This is a genomic window from Bradyrhizobium sp. USDA 4538 (assembly GCF_024171045.1).
Classification (GTDB): Bacteria; Pseudomonadota; Alphaproteobacteria; order Rhizobiales; family Xanthobacteraceae; genus Bradyrhizobium; species Bradyrhizobium australafricanum.
The window spans coordinates 5,106,267-5,123,069 of record NZ_JALJZE010000001.1; the positions used below are offsets into that span (position 1 = coordinate 5,106,267).

The window sequence follows — 16,803 nt, forward strand, 5'->3', positions numbered from 1 at the left end:
GATTTGACACACCAGGAGGACGGCGTGTCGGCGGCAGACGATGTCACAAGTTCAGGCGCAAAGATCTTTGCGCTTGCCCAAAAGATCTACCCGATCTGCCGCAGCATTACCGGTAACGGTGTGCGGCAGACCCTTCGGGAGATCGGTGCGCACATCTCCCTTGATGTCCACGAGGTGCCGACCGGTACACCCGTTCTCGACTGGGTCGTGCCGCGCGAGTGGAACATCCGGGACGCGTACATCAAGGACCCGCGGGGCCGGAAGGTCGTGGATTTCAGCGAATCGAACCTGCACGTCATGAGCTACAGCGTGCCGGTGCGCCGCACCATGTCGCTGGACGAGCTTAAGTCCCACATCTTCACATTACCCGATCAGCCGGACCTGGTCCCCTACCGAACGTCTTACTACCAGGAAAACTGGGCTTTCTGCATGGCCCACCGACAGCTGGAGCAACTGCGGGACGATAGCTACGAGGTCGTGATCGACTCGACCCTCGCCGACGGGCATTTGAGCTATGGTGAGTATTTTCACCGGGGAGAGTCAGACGACGAGGTGCTTCTGTCGGCGCATGTTTGCCATCCCTCGCTTGCCAATGACAATTGTTCCGGTCTGGCCCTGCTTGCGGAGCTCGCAAGCCGCATCTCCCAGATGCGAACGCGATACAGCTATCGGTTTCTCTTTGCGCCGGGAACGATTGGCGCGATCACCTGGCTCGCCCGCAATGAGCATCGTGTGTCTCATATCAAGCACGGCCTCGTGGTATCAATGGTCGGAGACGGCGCCGGTCCGACATACAAGAAGAGCAGGCAGGGCGATGCCGAGATCGACCGTGCAATGATACACACGCTGCAGCATTCCAAACTGACGCCGACGATTTTGGAGTTTTCGCCCTACGGCTATGATGAGCGGCAATACTGCTCGCCCGGGTTCAACCTGCCGGTGGGATTGTTTCAGCGCAGCCGTTTCGGTGCCATCCCTCAGTATCATACCTCGGCCGACGACCTGAGCTTCATTCGGCCGGAGCACCTCGGGGAATCCTTCCGCATCATTTCCGAAGTCATCGACCTGCTCGAAGGCAACCGCAGCTACTACAACACGTCGCCGAAAGGCGAACCGCAGCTGGGTAGACGCGGACTCTATGGTGCGATCGGCGGCGACAAGGACGCCGCTGCAGCCAACATGGCGATGCTGTGGATTCTAAATCTGTCCGACGGACATCATTCTCTGCTTGATATCGCCAGGCGTGCCGACCTGCCATTCCCGGTCATTCTGAAGACAGCAAAAGTGCTCGAGCGCCACGGACTTCTCGCGCCTGTGCGGTAAGCGCTCAGGTACCGTGAAGCGGCCAGTTCAAGTCTTTATCGGAGATCGTGCTGACGGCCAGAGGCCAGCTGATGCCGAACATCGGGTCGTCGTATCGGACGCCGTTAGCAGCCGAAGGCTCGTAGAACTCCGAAATCAGGTAATTGACCTGAACGTTGTCGCTCAAGGTTTGAAAGCCGTGTGCGAACCCCTTGGGGATGTAGAGCTGCGAACCGTTCTCCGCTGAAAGCTCGAAGCCGCGCCATTGACGAAAGGTCGGCGAGCTCGCACGCAGATCGATGATGACGTCCCAAATCGATCCGTTCAAGCAGCGCACGAGCTTAACCTCGCCGTGCGGCTCATTCTGAAAGTGCATTCCGCGCAATGTTGCCTTGCGCGAGGAGCTCGAGATGCTGTGCTGGGGAAATCTGGTCACGAGCCCGTGTGCACGAAACTCGTCTTCGCAAAACGTGCGCGCGAAAAAGCCGCGCTCATCGTGTGCAGGCTCGACTTTGACGAGCCACGCTCCGTCAAGTCCTGTTGCTTCAAAGCGCATGGGACGTATCCACTCCCGGCCGAGAGGCCAATTGTCGACGACCAGTTCTATACAATTTTACTAAAATTTTCAGCAACTGCGTGGTTTACCTTGTTGTTCGATATCGCTTCATATTGTTCGCTTTCATACGATAAAATTCAATCTAACGAGCCCGATTTAAGCGCCGGCAATCTCATACTCGGCAATCCTATATTCATGGTACGGCCCAATGAACGCTCACTCGAGATTCAAATCAATTCGGTCGAAATCCTCTCACGGTAACTGCCGTCTGTGCGGCGCGACGTTGAAATCGACGTTTGTCGACCTGGGGATGTCGCCTCTCTGCGAAAGTTTTCTCACAGCCGACCAGACCGACGCCATGGAGCCGTACTACCCGCTGCACACCGTGGTTTGCGGGTCCTGCTTCCTGGTGCAACTCCAGGAATACGTCAAACCGGAGCATATCTTCACCGAGTATGCCTACTTCTCGTCTTACTCGACGTCGTGGGTGGAACATGCGCGGCGCTACTGTGAGATGATCAAGGCCAGGCTGAGCCTTGGTGCCGAGAGCCGCGTCTACGAGATCGCGAGCAACGACGGCTACCTGTTGCAGCACTTCCTGCCGCTCGGGGTGCCGGTCACGGGAATCGAGCCGGCGGCCAACGTGGCCGAAGTTGCTAGGCAGAAGAACGTCCCGACAATGGTCGAGTTCTTCGGCCTGGAGCTGGCGCAGAAGCTGGTGTCAGATGGCAAGCGCGCCGATCTGATTATCGGCAACAACGTGCTGGCACAGGTTCCCGATCTAAACGATTTCACCGCCGGAATGGCGTGCCTGCTCGCGCCGCAAGGCGTGATTACGCTCGAATTCCCGCATCTTGAGCGGCTCATCGACGAAAATCAGTTCGATACCATCTACCACGAGCATTTCTCCTATTTCTCGTTGGTAACGATCGACCGTCTCGCGCGGCGGCATGATCTGAAGGTTTTCGATGTCGAGCAGATCCCAACGCATGGCGGCTCGCTTCGCGTCTATCTCTGCCGCGCCGACGCGATCCACGCCGTCTCGACCGCGGTGACCGCACTGCTGGCCCATGAGCGTCGGATCGGCCTGGAAGACATAGGTCAGTACGAGCAATTTACATCGCGTGTTCATCGCACCAAGCGCGAATTGCTGTCGTTCTTCATTGAGAGCAAGAACAAGGGGGCGCGGATCTGCGGCTATGGCGCTCCCGGCAAGGGCAACACGCTGCTTAACTACTGCGGCATCGGAACCGACTTTCTCGACTTCACCGTGGACCGCAACCCCTACAAGCACGGCCGCTATACGCCGGGAATGCACATTCCGATCCTCCCAGTCGAAGCCATTGACGAGGCTCGTCCCGACTACCTGTTCATCCTTCCCTGGAATTTGAAGAGGGAAATCGTCGCGCAAATGCGGCATGTCGCGGACTGGGGCTGCAAGTTCATCGTTCCGATTCCTAACGTCGAAATCATTGATCCGCGTGAGGTTGCGCCATGAAGGTTGTCCTTTTTTGCGGCGGTCTCGGTACGCGGATCCGCGAGTATTCGGAGAGTATACCAAAGCCGATGGTCCCGATCGGCCATCAGCCGATCCTCTGGCATGTGATGCAGTACTACAGCCAGTACAATCACAATGATTTCATCTTGTGCCTTGGCTACAAGGCGAACGTGATCAAGGATTACTTCCTGAATTATCGCGCGACTGCGAACAGCGACTGCGTGATTTCAGAGTACGGCAAAAAGGTCGAGCTGATCGGCGAACATCAGCCGGACTGGCGGGTTTCGCTGGTGGATACGGGGACATGGCGCAACATCGGGCAGCGCTTGCTGGCCGTCCGCCATCTCGTCAAGGACGAGGAGATGTTTCTTGCAAACTACAGCGACGGGCTGACCGACGCGCCGCTGCCTGACATGATCCAGAAGTTCAAGGAAAGCGGAAAGATCGGTTGCTTCGTGGCGATCCATCCACCGATCAGCTTCCACCTTGCCGAGTTTGATGCCCAGGGGTCGGTGCAGCGGATTCGCTCGAGCCAGGAGTCCGAGATCTGGATCAACGGCGGCTACTTCATCTTCCGCAACGAAATCTTCGACTACATCAAGGAGGGAGAAGAACTCGTCCAGGAACCGTTCAACCGTTTGATCGAGGGCGGTCACCTCATGGCCTATCGCTATGAGGGTTTTTGGCGCGCCATGGATACCCTGCGCGATAGACAAGTGTTGGAGGACATGGTGGAGCGCGGCGACACGCCGTGGCGGCTGAATCACTCGTCGGTAGCCAGCGCGGCGTAACCGGAATGAGAGCATTGCAGCTTGCCAGGCCCGGAGACCATCTGTCGATCTTGTGCCTTGGCGCCCATTCGGATGATATTGAAATCGGCGCGGGAGCGACGCTGCTGGAGCTGATCGAGCGCGGTATCAAGCTGGACGTGCATTGGTGCGTTCTAAGCGGTGGCGCCATACGGGAGGCTGAGGCGAGAGCGTCGGCGGCCGACTTCTTGCGCGAGGCTGCGTCCGCGAAGGTCGAGGTGCTGTCGTTTTCCGACGGATTTTTCCCGGAAAGGGGAGAAGCCATCAAGGAATGGTTTGAATCGCTGAAGCGGCGGGTCGAGCCCGACGTCATTCTGACGCATCGCAGGGATGATGCTCATCAGGACCATCGCCAGGTCTGCCGCCTGACCTGGAACACGTTTCGTGATCATCAGATTCTGGAATATGAGATCCCGAAGTGGGATGGCGACTTCGGTCAACCCAACGTTTACATGCCGGTGTCGGCGGCGGCGCTCGATCGTAAGATTGAACTCCTGCTCAAGCATTTCGGAACGCAGCGATCCAAGCAGTGGTTCGATGCAGACACCTTTCGTGGCCTCGCACGGATTCGGGGCATGGAGTGCAGGGCTACGGAACGCTTCGCCGAGGCATTTTTCGGGCGAAAGTTGACACTGATCTGACGATGGTTGCGCGGACGTCACGCAGCCGGTGCAAGTTCTGATTGCAGGATTTATCTCAAGGCGCACGATATGAGCACGTTATTCTCAAGTATCTTTCGCGCTGGTGACCTGGTGGAGGTCAGAAGCAAGGAGGAGATCCTCGCGACGTTGGATGCCAACGGCCGCTTGGAGGAAATGCCCTTCATGCCCGAGATGCTGAAGCATTGCGGCAAGACGCTTCGCGTCGGCAAGCGAGCTCACAAGACCTGCGATCCCGCGCTAGGTATCGGCGGTCGCAAGATGCTGAACACGGTGCATCTCGAGAACATTCGCTGCAATGGCGCGGCTCATGACGGCTGCGAGGCGGCCTGTCTGATATTCTGGAAGGACGCCTGGTTGAAGCCGGCGGGCGAGAAAGGGCCGTCGCCAAATGGCGCGGGCAAGCCTTTCGGGTCTGGCGGCTGCAGCGAGGAAACGCTGTGGAGCACGATCAAGCATCCGCCGAAGGTGGGCGAAACCGAGCCGACCTACGTTTGCCAGAACACACAGGTAAAATTCGCCACGCAACCCCTGAAGTGGTGGGATCCGCGTCAGTATGTCGAGGACTACACTTCGGGTAACGTTCGGCTGCAGGATCTCGTCGCCGGATTGACGTTCTCGGTCTGGCGTACGGTCACCGAAGCGGGGCTGGGCATCGGCACCGCGATGCGCTGGATCTACGACACGTTCCAGCGCATGAGAGGTGGCGTGCCTTATCCGATCAGGCCCTTCGGTGTGCCAGAGGGTAGCAAGGCCCCGCAGTCCCGGCTTGATCTGCAGGTGGGCGACGTCGTGCGAGTCAAGCCGTACAAGGACATCCTCGAGACGCTGGACTGCAATTACCGCAACCGCGGCCTGTATTTTGATCCGGAGATGGTACCGTTCACGGAACGCGAGTACGAGGTCGAGAGGCGTCAAAAGCAGATCATCGACGAAGCTTCGTGCAAGATGGTCCGTTTCAAGACGGACGCGATCATCCTGAAGGATGTCGTGTGTGAGGCGCGCTATGCGATCTGCCGCCGCTTCTGCCCGCGCGCCATCTATCCCTATTGGCGAGAAATCTGGCTTGAGCGGGTACCTCAAAGCCAGAATCCGGCGAATTGAGCGGGAACGACGCGTGCATCGGAACGAACGCACCGATCAGTATTTTGCGGACAACAAGCCATATTCTGGCCTTGGCCGCAGGTCGCTGCACAGCGGCGTGGCGTTCATCGCTGCGCGCGGACTGAATATCTTCGTTCAGTTGGCCTCCACGATCGTACTGGCGCGACTGCTCGGACCGCATGATTTCGGGTTGGTGGCCATGATGCTGGCCCTGATCGGCTTTGCTCCCCTTTTCGTCGATCTCGGGATGAGCGAGGCCTCCGCCCAGCGGAGCAGCATCTCACGCGCCGAGGTCAGCACGTTGTTCTGGCTGAATGTTCTGATCGGCGTCGTGCTGGCTGTCGTGCTGGCTGCGTCCGGTCGGTGGATAGCGCGTGCCTTCGCCGAGCCATCGCTCGCGGGCATGGCGGTGGCATTGTCGGTGACCTTCCTGATGATGGCTTTGTCGACGCAGCACTATGCGTTGATGCGTCGGGCAATGCAGTTTCGCCGCATCGCGATGATCGACATATCGGCGAACATCATCGGAAGCGCGGCAGCCGTCGGAATGGCGCTTTCGGGCTGGGGCTACTGGGCGCTGATCGCCAAGCCGATCATAACGTCGGCTTTGACCGTCGTGGGAGCCTGGACCGCCTGTCGATGGATACCGGGCAGGCCCAGACTTACGCCAATGGTCAAGGAACTGCTGAGGTTCGGGCTGGGAGTGACCGGCTTCACCATGACGGATTACTTCGCTCGTTCGGCGGACAGAATCGCGATGGGCTATTTCCTCGGTGCAGGGCCGCTTGGCTATTTTCAGAACGCCTTCACGATCTACAACAACCTGCTGTCGATTCTCAGTGAGCCGCTGCACAACATCGCGGTGTCGGGACTGAGCAAGCTCCAGCACAGTGCGGCTGAACTGAAGCGCTCCTGGGAAGGCGCGTTGTCACTGCTTTGCTACTTTTCGGGGCCCGCCTTCGCCGCCCTGGCCGTGAGCGCTCATGACATCGTGATCGTGCTTCTCGGAGAGAAATGGTCTCCCGCGGGCCCCCTGCTCTGTATCCTCGCCATTCGCGGCATTGCCGACTGCATCGAGCGAACTCTCGGTTGGGTCCATGTCGCGGTCGGGCGTCCCGATCGGTGGATGCGATGGGGCATCTTCAGTGCAATCTGCCAATTGGTTGCGCTTGCAGCTGGACTGCCGTTCGGCGTGATCGGAGTGACGATCGCCTACACGGTCACCATGTTCGTGCTGTTCGTTCCTGCGCTCGTCTACGCCGGCAAGCCGGTCGGGATCAGCATCGGGGACGTCCTGCGCGCGACAGCGCCGCAGACCATTGCTGCGCTGGTCGCCGTAGCGGTCGCCTTCTCGATACAGGAGGCATTCCTGCAGGAATTGCCGCGGTTGCTACGAATCCCGGTCGCGAGCGTGATCTGTGTGACGGCCTACCTGACCGTCGTGGTCGGGGTCTTCAGGATCACACGGCCGTTGCAACTCGCGTGGTCCTTGCTACGCGACTTCGGCATTGTACGACTGCAAGTCAACTCCTGATCCTGGATTACGCCCATGACCTCCGTTGAGCGCTTCCTGATTAACTTGGACACGTGGCCCGCCGGGGCATTCCTGAGGATCGGCCTCGGCCTTTGCATTCTGCCGGTGTTCCGACTGCTGTCCGGCGGCGACGATCGTATCGTCGTCGCGTTGACGATGTTTCTCGCCCTGCTGCTCGCGCTTCGCCTTGTGCCGGCCGTGTGCCGGCGTGTTCTTCCGTTTTCGCGCGAAGCGAAAGATCTGTGGTTCAAGCGTCGCAATCTTGGCAAGAGGTACGATTCCTACCAGTGGCAAAAGCTGTTCTGGATGGGGCTGGGCATGCTGCCCTACGCACTGATCTCTGGTGGATTGGGGCGCGGGGAAATCGTGCTGCTTGTGATCTGTACGATCGGCGGCGGAGCAGGGCTGCTGCTTTGGCGTAGGACCGGTCAGCTCAGCGTCGGTCCCGCCACTGCGAAAGCGACGAAGTTACCGCCGGCCGCGGTCGCGTCGACGCCGCCCTAGGACCGGGCCGCCCTACATTACGGGAGCCTGCGGCACTCGGTAAACCTGTCGCCGTCCGGCGTTTCCGCCTTCTCGAGGCAATGAGCCTTATCGGTAGCCTTGCCGGCTACGACAAAGTCGTAGGCCTGGTTTTTGAAGACCAGCACGTAACGGCCGGGTGAGAGGACGAGATCGGGGTTCACTGGCTGCAGCTCGACCATCTCGCGGCTTTCAGGGACCGGCGCTACGGTCAGGTCGACGGAAACGGACCGGATCGCCCAGGCATCGTTGGCCGTAGCGACTGCCGGTGACGACGGTGTTCGTGCCACCTGGGCGAGAATGCGCAATTGTGCGTTGTCGGGCGCGCTTGTCATAAGCTCGCGCTGATACGCGACAAACGAAAGCGGGCCGTGCGGCACCACAACCGTGCCCGGCTTCGTGGTCAATACCGACACGGCGATCCGGCTGTCGGGAAGGCGGATGTTCATCGGCTCGAGCCGGATCATCCGCCCGTTGCTTGACGCAAAAATCCCATATGTCGTCGGCAGTGAACGTGCGGGTGGTGCGGGCGCGGCTGCATCGATCGGAGCACGATGTACGAACGTGGCAACTGCCGGTTTCAACTTGCGTCTGCTTTGCGGCGGCGACTGAACGGGCGTCGCGTTCGAATGGCTGGCAACCTGGGATGCTGTGCTGAACAGGGATGCAACATTGCCCCGCATGAGCATTCCGGTCCCAATCGCCAGCAGAACCGTTGTCGGAGCAAGGAACCAGACAAAGTTGCGCACCTTCCATTCGCTGGTGACGGAACGTCGGTCCCGCGGCGAGCTCTGAAGTTCTTCCGCGATCAGCTTGTCGATCAGTATGATCCGCTGTTCCTGCACCGCGACGCTCGCCTCGGCAGTGCTGGTGTGCACGGGCGGTTGCACTGCTGGACGGATTGACGCCGGCGGTACCGAGTTCGGACCTGGGTCCGCGGCCGGACTGAATCCCTCTCCTTCATCTGCTTCAGGCGTGTACGAGGCAACGGCCGAGCCGGCATGCGAGTCCGGTGGCGCTGGCTGCGTGTCGTTGTCGGATTCCTCCGCTGAAGCATCGTTTGGATCGGCCGCAGAGGAGACGGACCCGTCGTCTGGTCCGGCATCAGGCGGAGCCACATTTGTCCAGCGGCCGATGTTCTCCGCGGCCTCATTCAGGCGCAGACTGACCTCATCCTGCGGGAGCACGATCGGCTGCAGGTGTTCCAAGTCGGGGACCGGGTGGGCTTCATTCGTCGGCCCACCGCCTGGCAAGCTCGGATTGTCGCCGAGGATCGTCGGTTGCTTGTCGGTCGGACTGTCTGGCGGCGGCTCGGCGGGATTTCGTTCCGGATTTACGGGCTCGCGCAGGCGGGCTTCGACGAATTGCGTCCAGGCGCCACGCCGTCGCAGAGGTGCAGCAAGCCTGTCTGCCTGACGTGGCAAGGGCGGCGCATTGAGGATGGCCGCCTGAGCCGAGGGGAGCTGACTGGACCGTTTCATGCCTGGATACGCAGCTTGACGTTTGTCCGCCATTGCGGACGTTCGCGACACCCTGGCGATCATATGAAAAGGATCGCCTACCTGCCGGGATGTAGCAGCCGCCGCTTAACAGGCCGTTAACCATAAACCGGCGGAAACGCCGCATTGCTCCGCACTGCGCGAGGTGACGATTTCAGGCGGCCGCTGGCAGCTCAAAGGATCCGGCGATCTGGCGCAGACGGTTGGCTCGTGCGCGCATCTGATCGGTATGAGCAATACCGAGGATGTCGAATACCGTCTGTATGCGGTAGAGCCAATCGTGCCTCAGCGCGGCTTCCCGGACGTTTGCGTTCTGAACCGCTCGCAGTCGCGCCGGGTCTGCGTCCAACGCTTCGAGGATCTGGCAAATGTCGGGCGAATCGAAGGGTACATGAATGACGGCGTCGGGCCAGTCGAACTGCCGTGCAAACTCTTCGGTGCGCGGCGCTTCTCCAACCATCACCGCCCCGGCTGCAGCGCCTTCATAGTAGCGAGCGGAAATCTCATCACGGCCGGCCGTGAATTCCGGGTTGTTGACGTGACTGCGATTGGCAATGAAATAGCGGCTGCGCTGCAGGATATTCGCAATCATGATGCGGTGTTCTTCCGGATTGTCGACCCGGAACGTCCTTTCTTTTCGGTTCGAACCGCTCGCCGCCACAGTGTCGTAGTAGTAGAAGAAGCGCTCTCTCTCGGCGCCGGCCAGCAACGCGGCGTGGGTCGTCGCCGAACGACGCCCGATGTTGCACACGGCGATCGATCGCTGCTGCTCGGGCCTCGGCGCGAACCGCTCCACGTCGACCGCCAGCGGCAGATAGCTGCACGGTCGACCTGCTATTCGCGCAATCTGCGGTGCGCAGTGATGCAGGCCGACGAATATATGATCAAATCCGGATAGGAGCTCGACCAGATACTCCGGGATGTCGTCTGCCCAGACTTCAGTGATGAAGCATGCGGCCTTGCGACACCGTTTGCGCCAGTCGGGAATCGCGGCGAGCGAGTGAAGTTGATACGCATTGCTGAAGATCGGGAAGAACAGTTCGTAATCACGTTGCAGCCGCAGTTGCGGCGGGGAGGGTGCCAGCACACCTGCCAGTTTGGTCGATCCTGATGCAAGGCGCGTCCACTTGTAGACCCGTCGCGAGAACTCCAGCGCAGCGCGATTTTGAACATCGAACCGATCGGCGCGCGTCATCGCCGCCAAATTGTCTTCGAACTCATAGCTGAGGCAAAATGCAACAAGATCGGAAATCCGACGCTGCGAGAGGAGTAAAACCTTGCCTTCCACGAGGCGCTGCCTCCGACCTATCAAATGCCGGAAAGTGCCGGCCACACGACTTCCGGAATCTCTCGACCAGGAGCGAGTTGCGCGTTGATCGTCGTCACGATGCGCGCAATGGCGCCAATCAACGCTAGTCCAGATACGCTATTTAATCTTGTTTTGTACAAGTTTTCCCGAAATTGGATAATGCGAGCCTGTGGAGTTCATTGCACGCGCATTGGCATTCCCGCCGTGCCGTTGCGAATGCAAGCACGAGGATGCATCGGCGAAGATTTGCGAATGGTACAGCGAATCCGCGTTAACCTGGAGAAGTTAAATCTGGAACTCGCTGGCAGTAGCGAAGAACGTCAGCGGACAATGACTGAGTGCGCGTTAACCCGAAAAGGTTAAATCTGGAACCGCCTGACAACAGCCGGCTTCGATGATGCGCAACGCGCTCTGCGGCAACTCCGAGAATTAGCTATAAATTTCATTTAACATGTGCCGAGCCAACGTTGGCGATGAACGCGTCGGGAAAATCCGGTAGCGTGCCGCATCATTTCGAAACGACAAAAATATTCAACACGGCAAATCATTGAACACAGGCGGCGTCGGGGTTCATGCGTATTCTTAGCGTATTTGGTACTCGTCCAGAGGCGATCAAAATGGCACCGCTTGTGCTTGCGCTGGGCGAAGCAGAAGGAATTGATACGCGCGTCTGCGTGACGGGCCAGCATCGTCAGATGCTCGATGATGTGATGTCGGCCTTCTCGTTGAAGGCTGACTACGACCTGAACATCATGCGACCGAACCAGTCGTTGAGTGAAGTGTTCAGCGCGGTCATGACCGGAATCGATCCGGTCATCGCCGATTACAATCCGGACTACGTTCTTGTACAGGGCGACACTGCAACCAGTACGGCGGCTGCACTTGCCGCGTTCTTCCGGTCGGTCAGTGTCGGGCATGTCGAGGCGGGATTGCGAACCGGCAATCTCATGAGTCCATGGCCGGAGGAAGCCAATCGGCGGGTCACTGCTGTCGTTACGACGAGGCATTATGCACCGACGTTGCGTGCGCGTTCTGCCCTGCTGAAGGAGGGGTATCCGCCAGACGCTGTCATTGTCACCGGCAATACCGTGATCGACGGACTGCTTCGTATGGCTTCAAATATCTCTCAACCGGGCGAGCTTCGTCGGTCGCTTGAAGCGAAATACTCATGGCTCGATACGTCGAAGCGACTTGTGCTCGTGACCGGACATCGGCGCGAGAGCTTTGGATCCGGGTTCCGGCAAATCTGCGAGGCATTGAAGACGATCAGTCGGCGGGACGATATTCAGATCGTGTATCCCGTCCATTTGAATCCGAACGTGCGCGGGCCGGTGTTCGACCATCTGCGCGATGCGTCGAACATCTTCCTGATCGAACCCCTGAACTATCCCGAGTTCGTCTACCTCATGACGCGCTCGTATCTCATCCTCACCGATTCCGGTGGAATTCAGGAGGAGGCACCGGCGCTTCGGAAGCCCGTGCTCGTCATGCGAGATACCAGCGAGCGGATGGAGGCCGTTGACGCCGGCGTAGCTCGCCTGGTCACCACCGACCCGGCTCGCATCGTTGCAGGCGTCGAGCGCCTGCTTGATGTACCAGCGGAGCACGAAGCCATGGCTCTCGGTGCAAATCCATTCGGTGACGGGCGAGCCAGCAAACTCATCGTGCGGGATCTTCTGAACGTCCGTCGGCCGCAACGTCCAACTGATCACATCACGAGCGTCAATGGTTTTCCGAATGCCGAGATGCATTCGCGGCCGACGCCACCGCTCTCCCAACCGGCGCACTGATCAAACGAAGCCATGGACACCAGAACCAATCAATTGGCTATTCAGGAATATGGCCAGCCGCTTGCGGAAGACTACGGTCCGCCTGCGGCGGGCCGTCCCGCTTTCGGCTTGTGGGACATCATCGACGTTCTGCGCCGCGAATGGCGGTTGCCCGTTATCGGACTGTTGATTGGGCTGGCGGTTGCCGTGGCTTCCGTTGTGGTCATGAAGGCGCCCTACAAGAGCAGTGCGCGCATCCTCATCGATCGAAGTCTGAATCGTTATCTGCAGACGAACAAGATCGTAGATCAGCCGACGATGGATGAAGTGGAGGTCGGCAGTCAGCTCTACGTACTGTCATCAGACAGGGTCCTGCTTCCGGTTATTCGCTCGCTGGGTCTGGCCAGTGATGGCGAGTTTGCCGGGCGATCTGCACTTGGCAGCGCCACAGACGGGAACTCCAGCACGGCGGAAGCCACTGCAGCCGCTGAACGAGCGGCGCTCGAATCTCTGCTGAAGCGGGTGACTGTTGCACGTGAGGATGTCGCGAACGTTATCAACGTAACGGTCGAGTCGCAGAGCGCGGAGAAGGCCGCGAAGATCGCCAACGGAATCGTGGATAGCTATCTCGCGTCCCTGCAGGACGCAAAGCTGAAATCAACGCAGAAGGTGAGCAAGTGGCTGCAGGAGCGGCTGATCGAGCTGAAGAAGCAGGTGGCCGATGCTGACAAGGCGCTGCAGGACTTCAAGACGGCAAACAATCTCAGCAGCACTGGCGCTCAGGATACCGAGCTCCTGGCAAGTCTGAATACCCAGCTGATGAATGCCAAGTTCGCGGCAGTCGAAGCAAAGGAGCGTCTCGACCGGATCAAGCGGACAGAGGCAAACGGGATTCCGTCGGCCGTGTCGACGGACGCGCTATTCAACGACAAGCGAGCGGCGGTCATCAACTTCGCGCTCAACAACAGCGAACTTGCACGTCTCCGCACGCAAAAGCGCGATCTTGCGTCTCGGCTTGCGGAGATGGAAGCTCGCGTCGGTCGCAAGCACGCGGCTGTCGTCAAGCTTCGTGCGCAGCTCAACAGCGTTGACGCCGCCATTCGGTCCGACGAGGGGCGCATTACCGATTCCTACGCCAGCGAATACGAAGTCGCTAGGGCACGACAGACTGAACTCGAAGACACCGCCGCGAAGCTTTCCGCGGAAACCGGAAGCCAGCTGCGCGAACTCGAGAGCGCCGCAGAGGCGTTGCGCAATCTCTATAGCGGATTTCTGCAAAAGCATAAGGAGATCGAGGCGGCGCAGGCGGAGACGCTTCCGGCCCAAAGTGCGCAGATCATCACGAGAGCAGTGCCGCCGCTGACAAAGAGTTCCAAGAAAACCCTCGTCGTGGCGGCAGGCAGCATTTTTCTCGGTCTGTTTCTCGGCATAGGCTCTGCCTTCGGACGTGAATGGATGGCGGATGTGTTCCGTACGCCCAAGGCCGTCGAGCAGGTGACCGAGACGCGGTGCATCGGACTGCCTTTCGTCTATGCTGGTCAATTGCCAATCGAGGAGCATGTCCTTGCTGCCCCCTTCTCGCGCTTCGCGGAAGGTCTTCGCAATGTGAAGGCGATGCTCGATCGTTCGTCCGCCTCGACCGGGGGCAAAGTCATCGGCGTCGTGTCGGCGGTTTCGAAAGAGGGAAAGACTGTCGTTGCCGCCAATCTTGCCGCGCTCATATTGTCGTCCTCTGGATCGCGCACGCTGTTGATCGATGCCGACCTTCATCTCCGGAACCTCACGACTGCACTGTCCCCCGATGCGAAGGTAGGGCTTTTCGAAGCGCTGGAAGATCCTTCCCGTCTTGGCGAGTTTATTTGCAAGCGACCGCATTCGGGGCTGGATGTCCTGCCGAATGCCTGCGCGCTTCGGATTCCCAACGCTGCTGAACTCCTGGGCTCGCGGGAAATGGAAAACCTGCTCGCCGTGGCACGGAAGTCCTATGACTACATTGTGGTAGAGGTGGCGCCGATCATGTCGGTCGTCGATGCAAGGCTGATCGAGCGCTTCATCGACGAGTTCGTCTTCGTTGTGGAATGCGGTCAGACCAAGCGTACGAGCGTGCTCGAAGCGTTGTCGGTAACGCAGCTCATCCGTGAGCGCGTGTCGACCATTGTGCTCAACCAGATCGATCCCGTCGAGCTTAGAACCATCGAGGCAAGAAATGGCGTCAGGTCCGAAGGATATTACCGGGAGTAGACCTGTGGACGAGCTTGACAGTCGCGCTTCAGGTGTTCCGCACAGCGCCACGCCGCGCAGGTATGTGTTGATTTCGCCCTGCCGCGATGAGGGAGCCTATCTCCGCCGCACGCTGGACAGCGTGGCTGCACAGTCGGTGCCGCCAGCGCTGTGGATCGTCGTTGACGATGGATCCACCGACGATACGCCACGGATTCTGGAAGAGTATGTGGCGCGGTTGCCTTATCTGCGCGTCGTGCGCCGCCAGGACCGAGGCCATCGGCGGGTAGGGCCCGGCGTGATTGAGGCGTTTTATGATGGTCTCGATCAAGTGTCGCTCGGCGACTTCGGCTATTTGTGCAAGCTTGATATGGATCTCGACCTGCCGCCTCGCTACTTCGAACTGCTGATGCAGCGAATGGAGGATAATCCACGTATCGGGACGACCTCAGGCAAACCCTGGTTCGTCCATCCCCAAACTGGCGATCTCGTGCCCGAGGTCTGCGGCGACGAAATGTCGGTTGGAATGACGAAATTCTATCGGGTTGAGTGCTTCGGGCAGATCGGGGGATTCGTGCGACAAGTCATGTGGGATGGCATCGATTGCCACCGCGCCAGAATGCTGGGCTGGATCGCGGAGAGCGTCGATTCAGAGCCAATTCGATTCGTCCACCTTCGTCCGCAAGGGGCCAGCCAGAAGAGCATCTGGGCAGGCAGAATTCGTGCTGGCTTCGGTCAGTATTTCATGGGCACTTCGCCGTTTTACTATCTGGCGGTGGCGGCTTCCCGTCTTCGCGCGCACCCAATGTTCATCGGAAGCATCGCGATGCTTTGGGGTTATTTCAGCAGCTGGGCAAAGGGGTTGCCGCGCTATAACGACCCCGAGTTCAGACGTTTTCTTCGTACGTATCAGCACGCGTGCCTGAGACTGGGTAAACGAGCTGCCACGGCTCGCCTGGACGCCGAGCAAGTGGCTCGGTGGCAAGCCAGCCGGCAATCGCCGCAGGGGAGTTGAGCAGATGAAGCAACACGCGAGCCTATTGGGCGTCGAATTTGATGCGGTTACGCTCGATCAGGCGGCGCAGCGCTGTGTCGATATCTGTCGCCGCTCGAACAGTTCTCACGTCGTGATGACGATCAATGCGTCGCATCTCTGCATGATGCGGCGAGACGTGGAGTTGGCGCACGCATGTTCCGCGGCCGATATGACGGTGGCGGACGGTATGCCGGTGGTTTGGGCAATACGAGCGTCAGGTCAACACATGCCGGAACGCGTGGCCGGCATCGATCTGATGGAAGGACTTTTAAGGGGGGCCGCGTCCAACGGACTTTGTGTCTATTTTCTAGGGGCGCACCAGCAAGTCGTCGAAAAGCTCGTGTGCGTCTGCGAGGCGCGCTTTCCGCAGCTGAAGATCGCTGGTTTTCGGAACGGCTACTTCGGTCCGGACGAGCACGAAATTATCGTCGATGAGATACGAGCCAGCGGCGCCCACATTCTCTTTATCGGCTTGCCGTCCCCGTTCAAGGAGGTATGGAGCGAACGCTATCGGGATCGGCTGCAAGTTCCCGTCATCCTGGGGGTCGGCGGCAGCTTCGACGTCTTGGCCGGCTTTATCAGGCGCGCTCCTCGGCTATTCCAATCGCTCGGTCTCGAGTGGTTCTGGCGCCTGATGATGGAGCCGCGCAAATTATGGCGGCGATATCTTTCCACCAACAGCGAGTTCATCTGGCTGGCGCTCCGCGAAGTGGTGGCGCGCAGGGCTTACGCCGCCCGTCCGGGAAGAGCGATCGCCGGATCGGCAAGCGTGGTGCGGAGAGACGACCGAAAAGTGGGTACGGAACGCAGGGTAGCTGATCGGCGAATTCTTGTCAGGCGAAGGAGCAACGTGCGGGATTCGCAGCTTCCGATGCCCGATCGCCGGCGCGGCATAGAGCGACGTATCTCAGAGCGTCGGGCACGGTCGGCTAATGCCCTCAAGGGTATCGAGGTGAGCGCCTGATGTATCGGCTGACCAACCAGGA

General features: G+C 59.4%; 14 protein-coding genes. 11 read left to right on the top strand and 3 right to left on the bottom strand.

The annotated features are described in order from the left end of the window. The first annotated feature begins 3 nt into the window (after positions 1-3). A complete protein-coding gene (locus J2R78_RS23120; protein WP_253606964.1) occupies positions 4-1,323 on the top strand; it encodes a DUF4910 domain-containing protein in 1,320 nt (439 codons plus the stop codon). A 4-nt stretch (positions 1,324-1,327) separates the two neighbouring features. On the opposite strand, the gene rfbC is transcribed toward J2R78_RS23120, so the two are convergent. Further along, entirely contained in the window at positions 1,328-1,858 is a 531-nt protein-coding gene (gene rfbC / locus J2R78_RS23125; RefSeq protein WP_092081503.1) for a dTDP-4-dehydrorhamnose 3,5-epimerase, read from the bottom strand. 208 nt (positions 1,859-2,066) lie between these two features. On the opposite strand from rfbC, the gene J2R78_RS23130 reads away from it, so the two are divergent. The 6 genes from J2R78_RS23130 to J2R78_RS23155 all read left to right on the top strand — a co-directional run bounded on the left by J2R78_RS23130 (position 2,067) and on the right by J2R78_RS23155 (position 7,966). After that, a complete protein-coding gene (locus J2R78_RS23130; RefSeq protein ID WP_253606965.1) occupies positions 2,067-3,356 on the top strand; it encodes a class I SAM-dependent methyltransferase in 1,290 nt (429 codons plus the stop codon). Further along, positions 3,353-4,147 carry a glucose-1-phosphate cytidylyltransferase gene (locus J2R78_RS23135; protein WP_253606966.1) on the top strand — a complete coding sequence of 265 codons (795 nt, stop codon included), beginning with the start codon at positions 3,353-3,355 and terminating at the stop codon, positions 4,145-4,147. Before J2R78_RS23130 ends, J2R78_RS23135 begins: the two co-directional genes overlap by 4 nt. A gap of 5 nt (positions 4,148-4,152) precedes the next feature. Beyond that, the gene (locus tag J2R78_RS23140) at positions 4,153-4,806 is read left to right on the top strand and encodes a PIG-L deacetylase family protein (protein ID WP_253606967.1); all 654 of its coding nucleotides are present in this window, start codon (positions 4,153-4,155) and stop codon (positions 4,804-4,806) included. Positions 4,807-4,875: 69 nt separating this feature from the next. After that, on the top strand, positions 4,876-5,928 hold the full coding sequence (locus J2R78_RS23145; protein WP_253606968.1) for a hypothetical protein: 1,053 nt from the start codon (positions 4,876-4,878) through the stop codon (positions 5,926-5,928). A 13-nt stretch (positions 5,929-5,941) separates the two neighbouring features. Next, positions 5,942-7,462 carry an oligosaccharide flippase family protein gene (locus tag J2R78_RS23150; RefSeq protein ID WP_253606969.1) on the top strand — a complete coding sequence of 507 codons (1,521 nt, stop codon included), beginning with the start codon at positions 5,942-5,944 and terminating at the stop codon, positions 7,460-7,462. A gap of 15 nt (positions 7,463-7,477) precedes the next feature. Further along, complete coding sequence (locus tag J2R78_RS23155; protein ID WP_253606970.1) at positions 7,478-7,966, top strand: hypothetical protein; 489 nt, start codon at positions 7,478-7,480, stop codon at positions 7,964-7,966. Positions 7,967-7,983: 17 nt separating this feature from the next. Here J2R78_RS23155 and J2R78_RS23160 read toward each other — a convergent pair whose 3' ends face one another. Both J2R78_RS23160 and J2R78_RS45010 read right to left on the bottom strand, forming a co-directional pair. Beyond that, entirely contained in the window at positions 7,984-9,498 is a 1,515-nt protein-coding gene (locus J2R78_RS23160) for a hypothetical protein (protein ID WP_253606971.1), read from the bottom strand. A 139-nt stretch (positions 9,499-9,637) separates the two neighbouring features. Continuing rightward, positions 9,638-10,771 (bottom strand): glycosyltransferase, encoded by a 1,134-nt coding sequence (locus tag J2R78_RS45010; protein WP_253606972.1) that lies wholly within the window; start codon positions 10,769-10,771, stop codon positions 9,638-9,640. Positions 10,772-11,364: 593 nt separating this feature from the next. Between J2R78_RS45010 and wecB the strand changes: the two genes are divergently transcribed. Genes wecB through J2R78_RS23185 form a run of 4 tightly spaced genes read left to right on the top strand, consistent with a single transcriptional unit; the run spans position 11,365 to position 16,781 of the window. Beyond that, entirely contained in the window at positions 11,365-12,582 is a 1,218-nt protein-coding gene (gene wecB / locus J2R78_RS23170) for a non-hydrolyzing UDP-N-acetylglucosamine 2-epimerase (RefSeq protein WP_253606973.1), read from the top strand. A 12-nt stretch (positions 12,583-12,594) separates the two neighbouring features. Beyond that, on the top strand, positions 12,595-14,802 hold the full coding sequence (locus J2R78_RS23175) for an AAA family ATPase (RefSeq protein WP_253606974.1): 2,208 nt from the start codon (positions 12,595-12,597) through the stop codon (positions 14,800-14,802). A 4-nt stretch (positions 14,803-14,806) separates the two neighbouring features. After that, complete coding sequence (locus J2R78_RS23180; RefSeq protein ID WP_253606975.1) at positions 14,807-15,796, top strand: glycosyltransferase family 2 protein; 990 nt, start codon at positions 14,807-14,809, stop codon at positions 15,794-15,796. Between the two features lie 4 nt (positions 15,797-15,800). Beyond that, a complete protein-coding gene (locus J2R78_RS23185; RefSeq protein ID WP_253606976.1) occupies positions 15,801-16,781 on the top strand; it encodes a WecB/TagA/CpsF family glycosyltransferase in 981 nt (326 codons plus the stop codon). Positions 16,782-16,803: the final 22 nt, after the last annotated feature.

Coding starts and splice junctions, on each gene's coding strand:
- rfbC (WP_092081503.1), bottom strand. CDS start 1,858: ATGCGCTTTGAAGCAACAGGACTTGACGGAGCGTGGCTCGTCAAAGTC.
- J2R78_RS23130 (WP_253606965.1), top strand. CDS start 2,067: ATGAACGCTCACTCGAGATTCAAATCAATTCGGTCGAAATCCTCTCAC.
- J2R78_RS23135 (WP_253606966.1), top strand. CDS start 3,353: ATGAAGGTTGTCCTTTTTTGCGGCGGTCTCGGTACGCGGATCCGCGAG.
- J2R78_RS23140 (WP_253606967.1), top strand. CDS start 4,153: ATGAGAGCATTGCAGCTTGCCAGGCCCGGAGACCATCTGTCGATCTTG.
- J2R78_RS23145 (WP_253606968.1), top strand. CDS start 4,876: ATGAGCACGTTATTCTCAAGTATCTTTCGCGCTGGTGACCTGGTGGAG.
- J2R78_RS23155 (WP_253606970.1), top strand. CDS start 7,478: ATGACCTCCGTTGAGCGCTTCCTGATTAACTTGGACACGTGGCCCGCC.
- J2R78_RS23160 (WP_253606971.1), bottom strand. CDS start 9,498: ATGGCGGACAAACGTCAAGCTGCGTATCCAGGCATGAAACGGTCCAGT.
- wecB (WP_253606973.1), top strand. CDS start 11,365: ATGCGTATTCTTAGCGTATTTGGTACTCGTCCAGAGGCGATCAAAATG.
- J2R78_RS23175 (WP_253606974.1), top strand. CDS start 12,595: ATGGACACCAGAACCAATCAATTGGCTATTCAGGAATATGGCCAGCCG.
- J2R78_RS23185 (WP_253606976.1), top strand. CDS start 15,801: ATGAAGCAACACGCGAGCCTATTGGGCGTCGAATTTGATGCGGTTACG.